We start from the raw sequence: 16,226 nt of genomic DNA, 5'->3' as shown, positions 1-16,226 counted from the left end.
TACTTACCGCTCCATTATTATTTGTTTACCCGTGCAGGTGGGAATATACCACTCTTAAGGTTTTCTCTAAGCTCTGTTTAGCTGCTGGCCAGCGGATTGACACGTTGTCCACCATACCGCTTTTACAGTCGTTTTCGATGTCTGAAAGCATATCTGTAAGAACCTCCGAATTTACCTCATGAGCAATTCTAATAAGCTCTTTGGTGCCTCTAAATATACCCGATACATCGTTTTCAACTATCGCAGATTCAGTCTCACTCAAATTAGATTCTAATCCGTCAATCAGTTCTGCTAGAGCCTTAGGTAGTGATTCAATCTCACCTTGTTTTTGAAGATAAGGCAATAAATCAAACCAATCAGTTGGTCGTGGTGGCATATCCAATTTTTCAATTTGTGGACGTCGTCTAGCTGCACCTTCTTCCTTAGAAGCGTCCTCTAATTCTTGTTTGTGAGCACTGATCAAAGCTTCCTCTTGTTCCGACAACTTGCTTTGGCTGTCTTGTAAATCCGACTGTGCTTTTTGCAGCGCATTTTCTTTATCTGCCAATAATTGCTTGCTATCGGCCAGTGCCTTTTCCAATTCCTCTAATTGAGTAGATAAGTTTGAATGACTATCATGCTGATTGGATAAACTCTCTTTACTTTGCGCATAATCCTGCTGCACTTTTGCTAGCTCGTCTGCCAAGGCTTTTTGTTTGCCTTCTAACTCATGAATTGAAGCTTCTTTGGCCTCGATTGCCTGTTGTTGCTCGGATAACTGCTGTTGCAGTTGTTTTTCTTTTTCAGCTTGAGATGCAATTTTCTCTTCTAAAGCCTCACGCGCGGCACGCGCTTGCTCTAACTCTTGTTGCAACGCCTGTTCACCCGTCTGAGATTCAGTAACCTGATTCTCCGCTTGTTTAAGCGCATCTAACTTACCCGTTAACTGACCTTGCAACATTTGATTTTGTTCTGTAGCTTCGGCCAAAGCTTTCTGTAATTGTTGTTTCTGCTGTTCAATTTCGGCGTGATGCTTATGCCATTGCTCTTCACTACTTTCCAACATTTGCTGTTGTTTTTGTGCCCGTTGTTCAACATCACTTAACTCTAGGGCTAGCTGTTTAAGTTTCTGCTCTTGCTCTATACGTGTTAAACGCTCTTTATCAGCCTGTTGTTGAATATCATCAAGGGCAGTTTTGGTTTGTAACAATTGCTCGCGTTTAGCGTCAATTTCTTCGCGCATAGCAGATTTATCTTTCTGCCACTGCTCGTCACTTTGATTAATCTTAGCTTCTTGTTCAGCAGAGCGTTGTTCGATGTCTTTTAACTCGCCTTTGAGTTTTTCATATAGCTGACGTTGCTGTTCTTTTTCAGCTTTTTCTGCTTCAGTTTGTTGTTTGCTCTGACTAAGAACTTGCTCTGTTTGCTGTAACTGTAGTTGTTTGGCTTTCAACTCACGGGCAAGCTTTTCTTGTAACTCTCTGCGTTGCTGTTCTTTTTGCGCCATTTCAGCTTGCTTCTGAGCTGCGTGGGTTTCCGCTTCAGACAACTCATGCTGTAATTTCTTCAACTCAGCTTCTTGTTGATCCCGTGCCTGTTTCTCTTGTTCAGCAGCTTGTTGTGCTGTTAACAGTGCATCTTTAGTTGACTGCAATTGATCTTGTTTAGCCAAGAGCTCCTGTTTCAAGGCTTCTTGCTGGGCTTGCATGTCGCCTTTTTCTTGATTCGACATTTCTTCCAGCTTTTGCATTTCACTTTGCATGTGTTCAAGATGGCGTTCTTTTGTACGCAATTCAGCTTGAGCTAAATTATAGGTTTCTTCGATCTGGCGTTTTTGCTTTTGTGCCTCTTCACTTGCTTTACGTTGATTTTCCAACTGTTGTTTCAAGTTCTCAGTGACGTTAGTTGAACTGGTCAATTGAGACTGCAAAGCTTGTATCTGATTGCTGACCTGATGTATTTGCGCATCTTTATCCGACACCGCATTCTTCATTTTAGTCATTTGCCCAATTAAGGTGTTCATCTTACCTTTTTCGTCTTGCAGTTGAGATTGCAATTCACGGGCATTTTCTTCACTCAATGCTAGGGCAGCTTTCGCATCTTTGTATCTGTCTTCACTTTGTCTTAGTGCTTCGGCGATTTGTTCACGTTGATGATTTAAGCCTTTCACTTGTTCGCTGGAAGAGTCCAGTTGCTGTTGCAGATCTTGGTTTGCTTGCTGAGCATCAGCCAGCATGTTACGAGACTGCGTATACTGATGTTGTAACTGCATTAAGTTTTCATTAACTGATTCATGCTGTTCTTTAAGCTGCGTATATTCGGAACGGGTTTCATCAAACTGTACTTGTACTGAACGTAATTTTTGTTCGGTATTTGCCAACGAGCGCATTTTATCCGCCAACTGATCTTGGCTGTTAGAGAGCAATTTCTGTTTCTCTTGAATTTCCCGTTGCGCCGCTTGTTGTAAATTGATCGCCTCAATTCTAGCTTGATCGATTTTTTTCAACTCGCGTTTATCCATCCAAATACACAAGATGGATTCTAATTGTTTATCTTTGAAAATCGGCACAAAAGTAGCTTCACAAGGCAACTTGGTTTCTCCAACTTGATATTCCCAAGTATGAGAAAATACTTTTCCAGTTAGTTTAATTTGATCAATGAGTCGCTTTAACTCGTCGGCTTTATATTCGTCGGCATTTAAATTAGTCGAATATGGCATTAAATTGCGTAACTCATATTCATCACGGGCAGCAAAGAAGTTGGTTGCAGCTTCATTGACTTTACTAAAGCCATCATTACCTAGAATCGCCATTGGCATACTGCTGTTTTCCAACAGACTTTCAAACTTGTCTTGTTGGAACTGTTCATCCGAACGGTCAGCGATCCAACACAAATATTCTTGTTTCTCTCGATTAATCAGATCAATGTGAAGTTCGCTTGGATGTAATTTGTTTTCTTTATCTTTTAGCTTAGCGTGGAAACCTCTCAACTGGCCAGTTTGCGACAGCTTTTTCGCGGCAGTGCCTGCTTGCGCCGCATCGGCAAATAATTGATAGAAATTACCGTGCTTAAGTTCCCCTTCACTATACTTTAAGCGCTCTAGCATCTGGTGGTTCGCCATGATGACGCGATCTTCAGCGTCTATTGTAGCAATGGCAACCGGCGCTAAACTTAATAGATTATCTAATTGGGCACGTTCTTCATCTAGCTGTTGTTTGGCATCGACTAACTGGGTTAAATCGACAATAGTGCCGATAGCGTATCGAGTTTCGGTTTTGGCTAAATAATCTGTTTTCTTGAAGAAAGAAACAAACAAACGAATTTGCAAGACTCTGCCATCATGACACTCTAATTTACACTCAATCTGCTGAGCAAAATTCGAAAGTTGATTGGTACTCTTATGCAACGCCAATGCTTGGTCTGGCAACACGCCCATATCAAATAGATTTTGAGAATTTGCCTTTGGATTTACGATTCTGGCGAGTGAACTAAATGGATGGTTATGTTGAATAATCTGCCCAGCATCATTAATGATATACATTGGATTGGGTGTTGCATTGAGCATAGCTTGATAGCGATTTTCAGCAAAAACTAACTGCTCTGTTTTTTCTGCTAAGGCTGGAGAAGTAGAAATAATAGCTTCAAATGCATTATGGCGACCTTCTTCGGGTTCACCAATAGCGAATAATTTTAGTTGGCAAAGCGAAAAAGTTAAGTTTTCGTCGTTAGGTACACAATCTGAAGTTAATAGCCTTAGTTGCTCATTTGCCTGGCCTTTTAGCGCAAAATTATCTAACAGGCGCTTCCATAACTCTACATCAGCTGGATGTACGCGCTCACTCACCTGACCGAGTTCGACTTCTGTCTTTTTATGGTCGTAATGACAACAAATGGTTTGTGCAATATCATCCAACTTAAGTTGTTTATCTTTTAAATTACCTGTTAAACGACCTAGCTGAGATTGCTGGAGAAGTTGAGTAGTTTGTCTATTAGTTTGTTTTTCTTTGCTATACGCCCGCTGTAAGTTATTAATATCAAATAAAGTTATTCTGCGTTGTTTATAACCTGAAGCAGCTGTCATCTGGCCCAAATTTATTCCTAGAATCAGATTACTGGCTCGGGCAGTGGCTTGAATCTTTGCTTCTTCAGCGTTGAGCGCGTCATTCACATTGTCTTTTTCTTCTGTGCGAAACAACTCAGCAAAATTAAGCCCTTTTAACTTATCTATCTCTCGCCCTAAGAGCTTGGCGCCATAGCCATTTACGTTCAAGATTCGCCCGTCTGTATCTAGAGTAACTATGCCTGTCGGTAAGTTTTGCAGATCTTGTTCATTGGCAGCTTGCTTGCGCGCAAGTTTGTTTTTCGACGACTTGAGAACAAACAGATAAATAATTAAAAACGCAAAAATCCCCAAAACTACAAAAGATGATAATTGGGCCAAATCAGCGATATCAGTATTCGATTTATCTTTCAGAATATCTTGAAAAATAGATAGCAGAGGATTGATGTCACTTGATAACAAATTCGAAGTGAACATATTAAAAGACAAGATATTCTCCAATATATTTAGCATAATCAGGCACTACTCAACAGGGTATACGGTTTTTTTGACTCTCTAAAAATACCCCTTTTAGGGGCTTATTAAAGTGTATTTGTGAATACCAGTTATCGGCTTTAATACCTAATTGGAAATGTTAACGGTACTCCATCTGTCTTATCGGCAACCTAGCCGCCTTTTTGTAGTAAAAATCAGGAACTAACTGAAATCACAAGGATTTCAGCAATTTTAATAATTGAAAGGGGAAATATTCTGTTTTATAACCCATGTTAACTTTGATTTAACAATTTAGGGCTTAATGATGAAGCTTCTTTTCTTACCTCTTTTACTTCTTATTTCTGCTAGTTCTTTCGCCCAGTCCACGCCGCCAGACCCTTTTAAGGCAGGTATAGATACTTCAAAACCCATCACCTATCAAAACCCAGTTATTCCCGGTTTTTATTCAGATCCCAGCGTCGTTCGTGTTGGTGAAGACTACTATTTAATTACCAGTACCTTTGAATATTTTCCGGGTGTTCCGGTGTTTCATAGTAAAGATCTGGTTAATTGGCGACAAATCGGACATGCGATTCATAGAACTGACCAATTACCTGACGTTTTAAATATCTTTGCCGCTACTTTGCGCTATCACGAAGGTCTGTTTTATATGATCACCACTAATGTTGGTGGCAAAGGAAACTTTTTTGTAACCGCCGAGAATCCTGCAGGTCCTTGGTCAGATCCAATTTGGGTAAATGTACCTGGAATAGATCCAGATTTATTCTTTGATGAGGATGGAAAAGTATACACAATAGGATCATCTTTTGAACTGTTTGAAATTAATCCTAAGACTGGTGAGATTATTAAAGAATATGGACAGGTTTGGGCGACAACCGGAGGACGTTATTCTGAAGCACCTCATATTTATAAAAAGGATGGTTGGTACTATTTGATGGCAGCTGAAGGTGGCACCGAAGAAGCGCACTCAGAAACTATTGCTCGTAGTCACAAAATTGAAGGTCCTTATTATAGTAATCCTGCTAATCCTATCCTGACTCATGTTAATCGTGCGGGTCAGCAAAAACCATTACAAGGTTTAGGCCACGGAGATATGGTGCAGGCAGCTGATAATTCTTGGTGGATGTTATTCCACGGGTATCGTAACGTTGCTCAAGGAGGTGTGCACCACACACTAGGTCGGGAGACCTTGTTGGCACCCGTTTCATGGCCTGAAAATGGATGGCCTCAGGTTAATGGTAATGGAACCGTGGAAATGGAAATGCGAACCCCAACACTGCCACTAAAACCTTGGGCAGCACAACCGAGCAAAATCAATTTCGATAAAGATTTAGGTTTGGAATGGAACTACGTTCAAAATCCCAAACTAGCTAACTACAGTGTAAGCGAACGCAAAGGCTACCTTCGATTAAAAGGCGATACGACTACCTTGGGGGATAACTTCGCTACTTCAACCTTTGTAGGTCGCAGAGTACAACATGAGTATTTCACTGCAACCACTGAAGTGGAATTTTCTCCCGCTAAATCAAATGAAGAAGCAGGCGTTACTTTACTCAATAATGGAACCCATTTTGATTTTGTTATTACCGAAGAAGAAGGCCAAAGGGTGATCTTTGCAAGGTTACAGTTTGAAAACGTGATTCACGAATCCAAACATTATCCTCTCGCTCAAGGCCCTGTAAAATTAAAAGTTGAAGGGCAGAAGTCATTCTTTACCTTTTCTTTTAGTCAAAACAATAAGAATTATACCGAAATACAAAAAGTCAGTGCGCGCTACCTAAGCTCCGAAACAATAGGTGGATTTACCGGGCTCTATGTAGGTTTGTTTGCTACGGGTAATGGCAAGGTTTCTACTTCAAATGCTGATTTTGATTGGTTCGAATATAAATATTAGTGGCTCAAAAAATTCGTATGTATTGATAATTCAGCGTTTTTGCAATAGGTTAATTACTAATCGATTCGAAAAACGCTAACGCAATGTACTTCGACATTTTAAAAGCCGCAGCTTATGCTGGTATACCCGTCTTTATTTTTAGCTTTCTAATGGTAAGGCGGGCCTTGGCATCTAATAGACTCAAAGATTTTTCTGGCATGCATGAATTCGAAAAATCCATGAAAGATTTGTCTAAATCTCAGAAAAAACAATCAAAAATTCCAGATGTTAAGAATATTGGGAATTATGCGTTAGATAAGTGGCTTAATTATGGTGGTGGCTTTTACGGTCTTATGGTCTTCCTGACCTTTGTGTGCATCGAAATTGGCCAAGTAATCAGTTTTTTTAAAAAGCTATTTTCACTTAATTTATCCGAACTATTCAGTAATGTAAGTATTCAATTACTCGTTAAATTTTTCATTGATGCCATCATGAATCTTGTTGATGCTTTTATTTGGTTTATCTATTGGCCGAAACAAATTGACATGTATAACGGTTGGGTTTGGCTAGGCATAGCTTACGCTGCCTATTTTGTTGGCGCTAGAGTGGCATATAAGTTTCAGACAACTAAAGCGGCAACTACTGGCGATATGCCCCAGTAGTTGCACTTAATTAGCTTAGAGTTGGAAAGCAGCTAAGTAGGCCTGCCAATTTTCAGCAGTGGTTATATCCCCGGCTTTTTCCCAGCCATAACCAGCATGATAGATAATTTGTCCGTTTTCATCGGTATGTAATACAAATAACCCGTGCCCTTTGTCAGCAACGCCGTCGCTATTAACCACCAATCCTTGCTTAATTCGCGTAGGATCAACTTTAACACCAGTGCCTAAACCTGAACCATCTAGGTTTTCCCAAACTGCGATGTAGCCAAGCTCGGCATTGACTTCAGCCTCACCTTTTTCGTCGTGCGTACTCACAGCGACAACAACTGGCAAATCAGCCGCTATTTCGCCATTTTTAGTAAAAGTAGAAGTAGCCTTAAATAAGCGTTTTCCAAGTTCAATACTGACAACTTTGCGTTCTGCATAAACCACACCCTGAATTTCTTTTTCAAAGGTCAAGGCAAACTCCGTTTTTTCAGTGGTTTGAGAGAGAATTTCATAATCAACAAAAGTCTCCAACGGCTGACGTTGATCATTTAACCAAAGGGCAGAACTGCCGCAACCAGCAGAAGAGCCAACATGATAGTTGTCCAGCCCTTCGCCCCAGTCTGTGTGATATGACTTGTCCTGCTCCAAATGTTGCTTATACCATTTATCGATAATGCTGTAATTAACGCGCTTTAACCAACAATCAACACCTGAATCTTCTTTACCTTCACGCAAAGCAGGTCCGTACATTCGAAATGCTACTAGGTCATTCTCAAACGCAAAGTCGTCACTTCGTTCAGGTACAAAGCGCGCATAAGTCTTAACTTCTATTGCTTGTGCAGAAGCAACATCTGATGTGGCAACTACCTGTGGCTCCGCTTCTGTCTGCGGTTTAGAATCGCTGCAGGCGGTCAGAGCAAAAGTTAAGCCGGCTAATAGTGTCGCAATATGTGTCTTGGAACGCATAATTTATCCTTTTAGCTTGATAGTCTTCTGATTTATTTAACGAAGCTCCGCACCGCTGTATTTGTCCATATCGTTATAATCTAGGTTTTCACCAGCCATGCCCCAGACAAAAGCGTAGTTTGAAGTGCCAGCACCGCAGTGAATTGACCATGCAGGAGATATCGCCATGGTTTCATTGGTCATCCACATGACTCTAGTTTGATCTGGTTGCCCCATAAAGTGCGCAACTGCTTGATCCTCTGGAACTTCGAAATACAGATAAGCTTCCATTCTTCTATCATGCTGGTGAGCAGGCATGGTATTCCAAACACTGCCGGTTGAAAGTGTGGTTACGCCCATTTGCAACTGACAGGTTTGTACTACTTCTTTCACGATAAGTTGGCGAATGATGCGGTCGTTACAGGTTTCTTGTGAACCCATATCTAAAACCACACCTTCTTCGGCACCTACTTTTTTAGTTGGATATGAAGCATGGGCTGGAGCTGAATTTATGTAAAACCGAGCTGGTGCGCTCTTATCGATGCTTTTGAAGGTTACTTCTTTGTTACCAGCACCCACGTAAATGGCTTCTTTGAATCCTACTTCGTAATCTGTACCGTCTACAGTTACAATGCCGGGCTTACCCACGTTGACCACTCCAAGTTCTCGTCTATCCAGAAAGTGCTCAGCTTTTAATGGATCTATAGTTTCTAAAACTAAGGTTTTTTCAACCGGTACTGCTGCGCCAACGATATAACGCTCGTAGTGAGTGTATACCAAGTTGATTTTGTCATTTTCGAACATATTTTCCGCTAGAAAATGTTCGCGCAGTTGCTCAGTATCAAAGCCTTTAGCTTCATTCGGACCCACTGCATATCTTGTTTCGTAATGCATACTCATTGTTTTTTCCTATTCTGTTCGTTTCTCGATAATTGATTAGCCAGTGATTAGCGCGCTAGCCAACCGCCATCTACTGCCAATACATGTCCATTCACATAATCGCTGGCTTGAGACGCCAAAAATACAGCGGCACCAGCCAGTTGATGGGGCTCACCCCACTCTCCCGCTGGAATGCGTGCTTGAATTTGCGCATTGCGGGTTTCGTCGTCTTGTAGTGCTTGGGTGTTGTCGGTTCTAAAGTAACCTGGCGCTATAGCGTTCACTTGTACATTTTTACTTGCCCATTCATTAGCTAAAGCACGGGTAATACCTGCCACAGCATGTTTACTTGCGGTGTAGGCAGGAACAGTCAAACCACCTGAATATGACAGCATCGAGGCAATATTAATAATTTTGCCGCCGCCATTTTCAATCATATTTCGACCTATTAATTGGCTAAGCTGAAACACTGAATTGAGATTCACATCAATCACATGTTTGAACTCATCCATTGGATATTCGGCAGCTGGAAAACGTGAAATAGTGCCACCGTTATTCACTAGGATATCGACTTTACCTTTTACCGCGATAGCGTCTTCAGCAAGTTTTGATACTGCATGTTCATCAGCTAAGTTGGCACTTAATGTAGTGGCATCACCGCCTTTTGATTTGATCAGCTCTAACGTTTTATCGCAGCCACCAGGCGCTGAACTAGCACAAATAACATAAGCACCAGCTTCAGCTAGTCCTACCGCAATGGCTTGCCCCAAACCTCTACTTGCACCCGTTACCAGTGCGACTTTACCTTCAAGTGAAAACATTTTTAAAAATTCCGTGCTCATGTAAAGTTGTATGATAACATTACAACTAGAATGCTCAAGTATCAAATTTAGTAAACCAGAGTTACAATGGCGTCATGAAATTAGGACAAATACAAAAAAGCAAAAGTCTTACCCACGAATTAGCCGACACCTTACGTCAAGAAATCATAGGTGGTAAGTACAAAATTGGGGATAAGCTACCTTCTTCAAAGTACATCGAAACTCAGGTAGGTGTGAGCCGCACCGTTGTGCGTGAAGCCTTAGCCCAATTAAGAGCTGAAGGATTATTAGAAAGCCGCCAAGGCTCAGGCGTATTTGTATCCGAAATAACCCCAAAAGCGTCTGGTTTTAATATTGACCATAAGGATTTTGCTGATCTTAAAAACGCTATTCATATTTTAGAACTGCGGATGGCAGTAGAAGTGGAAATGAGTGGCAAAGCGGCATTAAATCGCAGTGAGCAACAATTGGCACAAATTGAATATTGCTGTAATGCGATGGAACAAAAGTTTGCCTCCGGAGCTGATGCAATCGCTGAAGACTTTGCTTTTCATAAAGCTATTGCCGATGCTTCAGGTAATCCTTACTTTCGTCGATTTATCGATTTTATAGGCGACGGCGTTATTCCGGCCAGGGAAATTATTCTGAACAATGACCAAGAACTCGATAAACAAGCCTTTATAAAAATTGTGCAACAAGAGCATCAAGCAATTGTTGACGCTATTCGCGCGAAAGATAGCGAAGGTGCTAAATCAGCAATACATGCACATTTATCGAATAGCATTCACCGCCATCAAAAAATAGCTCAACATATAGCGGCAGAAGTTTCAGCACCTTAATAAAGCCGGTTTTTAGTTGCTTTTTACTTGGCTAGGCGGCAAATACGCAGGTGTATTCCACAAAGGAACAGTTGACAGACTATGCTTAAAGCTGCCGGACGTTTCTTTGGTAGAGTACGAAATGTACATAAGAGTTTGAGATTGAGCATCATAGATACGTCGCACTTTCATATTTTTAAAGAAAATGCTCTTCGACTTTTTAAACACTACATCGCCTGAATCTGACTTATCGATTTTCTCAATCATTGCCGCTGTGATATCACCGGTCTGACGACACGCAATAGAGCTATCTGACGGATCCGACAAATCTAAATTGGCTTCTATGCTTGAAATATGACAAGTTACGCCAGTAACTATAGGATCCTGTAGCGCGTCAATTTTGATATCTTTAGTGGTAAAGATACCTAAAGACACATCCCCTACTTCATTATCGCTACAACCCACAATAGTCAAAGACAAAAGTAAGGGTAAGCACCATTTTTTCATATTCAATTCCTTATACATCCATTTTTCAGCATTTATACTATTAAAACAAACCATCTGTCCGCATTAAATTTTGAACTATACTTTAGCCACATTATTTGAGTTTACCGTCATATCAATAAGTCTGGTTTTGCCAAATTAACGAAAATTCGGACTGGACAGACCTGATAACGTAAAGTCTAGGACAATGGTATGACTTGTAAAAGGTGATTTCGACCATATACTAATGGGCGTCAAAAAACACCAGCAATATATTAATGGCTACACTAGCCCTAACCAAGAGGTTCATAATGTCTAAAATTATATACACCAAAACCGATGAAGCCCCCTTATTGGCGACATACTCCCTTTTGCCAATCATTAAAGCATTTGCGGGAACCGCAGACATCGACGTTGAATTGAGTGATATTTCTTTAGCTGGTCGTATTTTGGCAAATTTCCCGGAATATTTAGAAGAATCTCAGCGCATTGAAGACGCGCTCGCAGAATTAGGTGCTCTGACGCAAGATCCCAATGCTAATATAATTAAACTTCCTAATATCAGTGCTTCAATTCCTCAATTACGAGCTGCTATCAAAGAGTTACAATCAAAAGGTTATGCTGTACCTGAGTACCCTGAAAGCCCAAAAAATGATGAAGAAAAAGCGATTAAAGATCGTTACGGAAAGATTTTAGGAAGTGCAGTAAACCCAGTGTTACGTGAAGGTAACTCTGACCGTCGAGCTCCCACTGCTGTGAAAAATTTTGCTAAAAAGCACCCACATTCTATGGGAGCATGGACCCAAGCATCTCAAACTCACGTAGCCCACATGAAAGGCGGCGACTTCTACTCTAGAGAAAAGTCTGTCACAGTTGATAAAGAAGGTTATGTACGTATTGAATTCGAAGATAAACAAGGTAATAAAAAAGACTTGCGCTCTAAAGTTGACTTGCTAGAAGGCGAAGTCATTGATGGCATGTTCATGAGCAAGAAAGCCCTTTGTAAATTCTTCGAAGAACAGATTGAAGACGCCAAAGAAACTGGGGTTTTATTTTCACTTCATGTTAAAGCAACCATGATGAAAGTTTCTCATCCAATTGTATTTGGTCACTGTGTAAAGGTTTTCTATAAAGATTTATTTGAAAAATACGGCGACTTATTTGAAGAACTAGGTGTTAATGCAAACAATGGTTTAGGTAGTGTATACGATAAAATCAGCCAATTGCCTGAGTCTAAGCGGGCTGAAATTCAAAAAGATATAAACGCTTGTTACCATGACAGACCTCCATTGGCTATGGTTAACTCAGATAAAGGTATTTCTAACTTACACGTTCCTAGTGACGTTATCGTTGATGCTTCTATGCCAGCAATGATTAGAAACTCTGGACAAATGTGGGGCCCAGATGGAAAGCCTAAAGATACTAAAGCAGTAATTCCTGAAAGTACTTACGCAACCATCTATCAAGAAATGATTAATTTCTGTAAAACTCACGGTGCTTTCGATCCAACTACTATGGGTACTGTGCCTAACGTAGGTCTGATGGCGCAAAAAGCAGAAGAATACGGCTCACATGATAAAACTTTTGAACTAGAAGCTGACGGTACGGTACGTATTATCGACCAAGATGGTACTGTGCTAATTGAGCATGATGTTGAAGAAGGCGATATCTGGCGTATGTGCCAAGCGAAAGATGCGCCAATTCGCGATTGGGTTAAATTAGCTGTCACTCGCGCCCGTCAAAGCGGGATGCCTGCAGTTTTCTGGTTAGACGATGAAAGAGCTCACGACGCTCAGTTAATCAAAAAAGTAGAAAAATACTTAGCTGAACATGACACTGATGGCTTGAACATTCAGATCATGTCACCAGTACGTGCGATTCGCTGGACTATGGAAAGAGCAATTCGAGGCATGGATACGATTTCTGTAACAGGTAACGTATTACGTGACTATTTAACTGACCTATTCCCAATTCTAGAATTAGGCACCAGTGCTAAAATGCTTTCTATCGTACCTCTAATGGCTGGTGGTGGTTTATTCGAAACTGGTGCTGGTGGTTCTGCGCCTAAACACGTTCAGCAATTTGTTGAAGAAGGTCACTTACGTTGGGACTCGCTTGGTGAATTTTTAGCCTTAGCGGTTTCATTAGAAGATGTTGCAATAAAACAAGAAAATCCAAGAGCGAAAATCTTGGCAACGACCTTAGATAAAGCCACTGAAGAGTTATTGAACAACGATAAGTCACCACAGCGACGCGCTGGCGAGTTAGATAATCGTGGTTCACATTTCTATTTAGCAATGTATTGGGCGAAAGGCTTAGCAACGCAAACAGAAGACTCTGAATTAGCAGCACAATTTACTGAGGTTGCTAAAGCACTTGAAGAAAATGCAGACAAGATTATGGCTGAAATCGATGAGACGCAGAATAAGCCTGCAGACATTGGTGGCTACTATATGCCTGAAGAAGATAAGGTAAGTAAAGCAATGTCTCCAAGTGAAACATTTAAAGCAATTCTTGCTTCTGCTTCATAACTAAGGTTATTTATCTATACACAAGGGCACACATTTTATGTTGTGCCCTTTTTTTATCTATTTATAATAAAGACTGCTCAGCTACAGTCGATAATTTAGTTAACCTTGCTCAACGAAATACTATTATGTCACTTATCATTAAAGGCCAACTTAATCTGGCAAACTATTTTGCATTTATGGTGCTCGCTACTCTACTTTTAGTGTCAGTGGTTGTAGCATCTTTTACAACTCAAGCAGATAAAGCAACAACGGCGTATTTAATTGCTTTTTTGGCCAGTATAGCGGTTGGCTTAAATATGAAAGTAATCACTATGCTGCGTGACAAAGAAAGTTCATCTATCTCAAAAGAATAAAAAAAGGGTCTGCAAGCGCAGACCCAACTACTCAGCTACTCAGTCATTTGTAGCGGATTTACTCAGATGCGGGTGCAACGGAAAAAACTTGATTGTTATCACTCGAGCCTATCCGTTTCACATATAATTCATTAACGATTTGTTGCACACCATCAATGCGACTCACCACTGACATTGCATAAGCTTTTTGCTGTTGTGTAGGAACATTTCCAGTGAGCGTAATAGTGCCATCGTTCTCCTCAACAATAATGCCAATTCCTGACACTTCTGGCGCCACTAGTAAGGCTGTTTTAACTTTTACTTGTAAAAGATCACCATCGACCGAGCTGTTCTTGTTTGTCATGTCGACCGCCGAAGCAATAAGAGGCGCATTTGCATATCCCTGACTGGATTTACTCACGACATAATAAGACCCGATTAAAAGAATCGTAATAAAGATAAAATAAACACTAGAACTTGATTTCATCGGACACTCCTTTTACTTGTCGCTCCGCCAATGAATTTCTTACAGCATTATTTGTTCCAGAATCTCCTACTTATAACCTATTGAATTTTAAAATAAATTTATATTACACAGATGAGTTTAAAGAATAGTTAGGTAAAATATTACCTTTACTGTGTAAAAACTTCCAAAAATCTGCCCAAGAGGTGAAAAAAACCTCTGAGGTTAAAGATTATGAATAGGGATTAGTTCCCTCTCAGAGGATTCGCCTAATTCAACCTTCGGCATAAAAGAACATGCGTCGGCTTCTTTGAGTTCCAACTCATACATATCTGGCACTTCATTTTTTAGGAAACTTCCGTGAGGCACTATGGGATAAATTTGGTCAAATCGTTTAACCACTTCTTGATTAACCCTTCGATGAATGTGAGAGCGATTAAGTTCTTTTGTATGCAAAAAGCCGGTAGAAGACATCATATCAGCAACCACGTGCATGGTTTTTGTATGAAACGAATGCACTCGTTTGTATTTTTCTTCTACTACCAAACCATTCGCGAGTTTAGGATCCTGTGTCGCAACGCCAGTAGGACATTTATTGGTATTGCATGAAAGCGATTGTACACACCCGAGAGCCAACATCATGCCTCTTGCACTGTTGCAAATATCCGCACCTAACGCTAGGTGTTTGATGATGTGAAATCCGGTAATAATTTTACCTGAAGCGATCACTTTAATATCTTTTCTCAAGTCATATCCGCGTAAGATATCATCAACAAAAACCAAGGCTTCTTTTAACGGCGTGCCTATGGAATTTGAATATTCCAATGGCGCCGCTCCGGTGCCACCTTCACCACCATCAACGGTAATAAAATCAGGTTTTATGTTAGTTTCTAGCATGGCTTTACAAATCGCCACAAACTCTGAGCGGCGACCCAAAGATAATTTAATACCTATGGGTTTTCCATTAGATAATTCTCTTAATTCTTTAACAAACTCCATGAGACCAACAGGACTTTTAAAGGCTGAATGACGAGCAGGGCTATCCACTTGAGTATGTGGTTCCACACCTCTTATTTCTGCTATTTCTGGCGTATTTTTATCTGCAGGTAAAATACCACCATGTCCAGGTTTGGCGCCTTGAGATAGTTTTATTTCGATCATTTTTACGGCTTCTTTATTTGCATTTTTTGCAAATAACTCTGCAGAAAATTTTCCATCTTTAGTCCTGCAACCAAAATACCCTGTGCCTATTTGCCATACTATATCGCCGCCGTTTTCCAGGTGATAAGGACTTAATCCACCTTCGCCTGTATTGTGATAAAAACCACCTTCTTTCGCCCCTTTGTTGAGCGCCAAAATGGCATTTTGGCTTAGTGAACCAAAACTCATGGCTGATATATTCAAAATGCTCGCACTGTAGGGTTGTGTGCAATCTTTTCCGCCAACTGTTACTCTTGGAGAACAATCCAGTTGTGTAACGTCACGCGCAGATAATGAATGGCCAATCCACTCATAGCCGTTTCTATAGGTGTCTAATTGCGTTCCAAAGGGTATAGTTTCTCGACTGGATTTTGCCCGTTGATAAACAATATTTCTAAACATTCTAGAAATTGGCGCGCCTCCAGTGTCCGGTTCGATAATATACTGTTGGATAAACGGTCGAAGACCTTCAATTATCCATCGAGCACGTCCAAAAAAAGGATAATTACGAAGAATAGAATGCTTTGATTGCAAGCGATCATAAATTGCAAGAAATAGGAAAAAAGCAAAGATTGCCGATAACCAATAAATACTATCAAATACAACATTGATAATTGCAGAAACAAGCAACAGACCGCAAAAAAGAGGAATAGCGTTTCTATCCAATTCCTAACTCCTTATAAAAAGATTAACAGGC

Annotated in this window: 12 protein-coding genes; 5 read left to right on the top strand and 7 right to left on the bottom strand. The window is 40.5% G+C overall.

The annotated features are described in order from the left end of the window. Positions 1–25 precede the first annotated feature (25 nt). Entirely contained in the window at positions 26–4,528 is a 4,503-nt protein-coding gene (locus tag ACNKW3_RS09640) for a PAS domain-containing protein (protein WP_427399082.1), read from the bottom strand. Positions 4,529–4,835: 307 nt separating this feature from the next. On the opposite strand from ACNKW3_RS09640, the gene ACNKW3_RS09635 reads away from it, so the two are divergent. Both ACNKW3_RS09635 and ACNKW3_RS09630 read left to right on the top strand, forming a co-directional pair. Further along, positions 4,836–6,428, top strand: a complete 1,593-nt coding sequence (locus tag ACNKW3_RS09635; protein WP_427399081.1) for a glycoside hydrolase family 43 protein — start codon at positions 4,836–4,838, stop codon at positions 6,426–6,428. 83 nt (positions 6,429–6,511) lie between these two features. Further along, the gene (locus ACNKW3_RS09630) at positions 6,512–7,069 is read left to right on the top strand and encodes a hypothetical protein (protein WP_427399080.1); all 558 of its coding nucleotides are present in this window, start codon (positions 6,512–6,514) and stop codon (positions 7,067–7,069) included. Between the two features lie 15 nt (positions 7,070–7,084). Here the strand turns inward: ACNKW3_RS09630 and ACNKW3_RS09625 are convergent, their stop codons facing one another. The 3 genes from ACNKW3_RS09625 to kduD are packed head-to-tail and all read right to left on the bottom strand — an operon-like array spanning position 7,085 to position 9,702. Further along, positions 7,085–8,023, bottom strand: a complete 939-nt coding sequence (locus tag ACNKW3_RS09625) for a DUF4861 family protein (RefSeq protein ID WP_427399079.1) — start codon at positions 8,021–8,023, stop codon at positions 7,085–7,087. A 36-nt stretch (positions 8,024–8,059) separates the two neighbouring features. Continuing rightward, complete coding sequence (gene kduI, locus ACNKW3_RS09620; protein WP_427399078.1) at positions 8,060–8,902, bottom strand: 5-dehydro-4-deoxy-D-glucuronate isomerase; 843 nt, start codon at positions 8,900–8,902, stop codon at positions 8,060–8,062. 47 nt (positions 8,903–8,949) lie between these two features. After that, on the bottom strand, positions 8,950–9,702 hold the full coding sequence (kduD, locus tag ACNKW3_RS09615) for a 2-dehydro-3-deoxy-D-gluconate 5-dehydrogenase KduD (protein WP_427399077.1): 753 nt from the start codon (positions 9,700–9,702) through the stop codon (positions 8,950–8,952). 95 nt (positions 9,703–9,797) lie between these two features. On the opposite strand from kduD, the gene ACNKW3_RS09610 reads away from it, so the two are divergent. Further along, the gene (locus tag ACNKW3_RS09610; protein WP_427399076.1) at positions 9,798–10,541 is read left to right on the top strand and encodes a FadR/GntR family transcriptional regulator; all 744 of its coding nucleotides are present in this window, start codon (positions 9,798–9,800) and stop codon (positions 10,539–10,541) included. A 12-nt stretch (positions 10,542–10,553) separates the two neighbouring features. Here ACNKW3_RS09610 and ACNKW3_RS09605 read toward each other — a convergent pair whose 3' ends face one another. Then, positions 10,554–11,027: a CreA family protein gene (locus ACNKW3_RS09605; protein WP_427399075.1), complete on the bottom strand. Its 474-nt coding sequence runs from the start codon at positions 11,025–11,027 to the stop codon at positions 10,554–10,556. Between the two features lie 287 nt (positions 11,028–11,314). Between ACNKW3_RS09605 and ACNKW3_RS09600 the strand changes: the two genes are divergently transcribed. Both ACNKW3_RS09600 and ACNKW3_RS09595 read left to right on the top strand, forming a co-directional pair. Next, complete coding sequence (locus ACNKW3_RS09600; RefSeq protein WP_427399074.1) at positions 11,315–13,534, top strand: NADP-dependent isocitrate dehydrogenase; 2,220 nt, start codon at positions 11,315–11,317, stop codon at positions 13,532–13,534. A 125-nt stretch (positions 13,535–13,659) separates the two neighbouring features. Further along, positions 13,660–13,887, top strand: coding sequence for a hypothetical protein (locus ACNKW3_RS09595; RefSeq protein WP_427399073.1), 228 nt, complete (start codon positions 13,660–13,662; stop codon positions 13,885–13,887). 58 nt (positions 13,888–13,945) lie between these two features. Here ACNKW3_RS09595 and ACNKW3_RS09590 read toward each other — a convergent pair whose 3' ends face one another. Next, on the bottom strand, positions 13,946–14,353 hold the full coding sequence (locus ACNKW3_RS09590; protein ID WP_427399072.1) for a BON domain-containing protein: 408 nt from the start codon (positions 14,351–14,353) through the stop codon (positions 13,946–13,948). Between the two features lie 201 nt (positions 14,354–14,554). Continuing rightward, a complete protein-coding gene (locus ACNKW3_RS09585) occupies positions 14,555–16,195 on the bottom strand; it encodes an FMN-binding glutamate synthase family protein (RefSeq protein WP_427399071.1) in 1,641 nt (546 codons plus the stop codon). Between the last annotated feature and the right edge of the window lie 31 nt (positions 16,196–16,226).

It is taken from the genome of Glaciecola sp. 1036 (genome assembly GCF_050306235.1).
Lineage (GTDB): Bacteria > Pseudomonadota > Gammaproteobacteria > Enterobacterales > Alteromonadaceae > Glaciecola.
The sequence above is the reverse complement of the archived record's forward strand: the minus strand, read 5'-3'. Positions and strand labels throughout refer to the sequence as shown.

Bases quoted from the DNA above. Each gene is read 5' to 3' on its own strand.
- ACNKW3_RS09635 (WP_427399081.1), top strand. From the start codon at position 4,836: ATGATGAAGCTTCTTTTCTTACCTCTTTTACTTCTTATTTCTGCTAGT.
- ACNKW3_RS09630 (WP_427399080.1), top strand. From the start codon at position 6,512: ATGTACTTCGACATTTTAAAAGCCGCAGCTTATGCTGGTATACCCGTC.
- ACNKW3_RS09625 (WP_427399079.1), bottom strand. From the start codon at position 8,023: ATGCGTTCCAAGACACATATTGCGACACTATTAGCCGGCTTAACTTTT.
- kduI (WP_427399078.1), bottom strand. From the start codon at position 8,902: ATGAGTATGCATTACGAAACAAGATATGCAGTGGGTCCGAATGAAGCT.
- kduD (WP_427399077.1), bottom strand. From the start codon at position 9,702: ATGTTTTCACTTGAAGGTAAAGTCGCACTGGTAACGGGTGCAAGTAGA.
- ACNKW3_RS09610 (WP_427399076.1), top strand. From the start codon at position 9,798: ATGAAATTAGGACAAATACAAAAAAGCAAAAGTCTTACCCACGAATTA.
- ACNKW3_RS09605 (WP_427399075.1), bottom strand. From the start codon at position 11,027: ATGAAAAAATGGTGCTTACCCTTACTTTTGTCTTTGACTATTGTGGGT.
- ACNKW3_RS09600 (WP_427399074.1), top strand. From the start codon at position 11,315: ATGTCTAAAATTATATACACCAAAACCGATGAAGCCCCCTTATTGGCG.
- ACNKW3_RS09595 (WP_427399073.1), top strand. From the start codon at position 13,660: ATGTCACTTATCATTAAAGGCCAACTTAATCTGGCAAACTATTTTGCA.
- ACNKW3_RS09590 (WP_427399072.1), bottom strand. From the start codon at position 14,353: ATGAAATCAAGTTCTAGTGTTTATTTTATCTTTATTACGATTCTTTTA.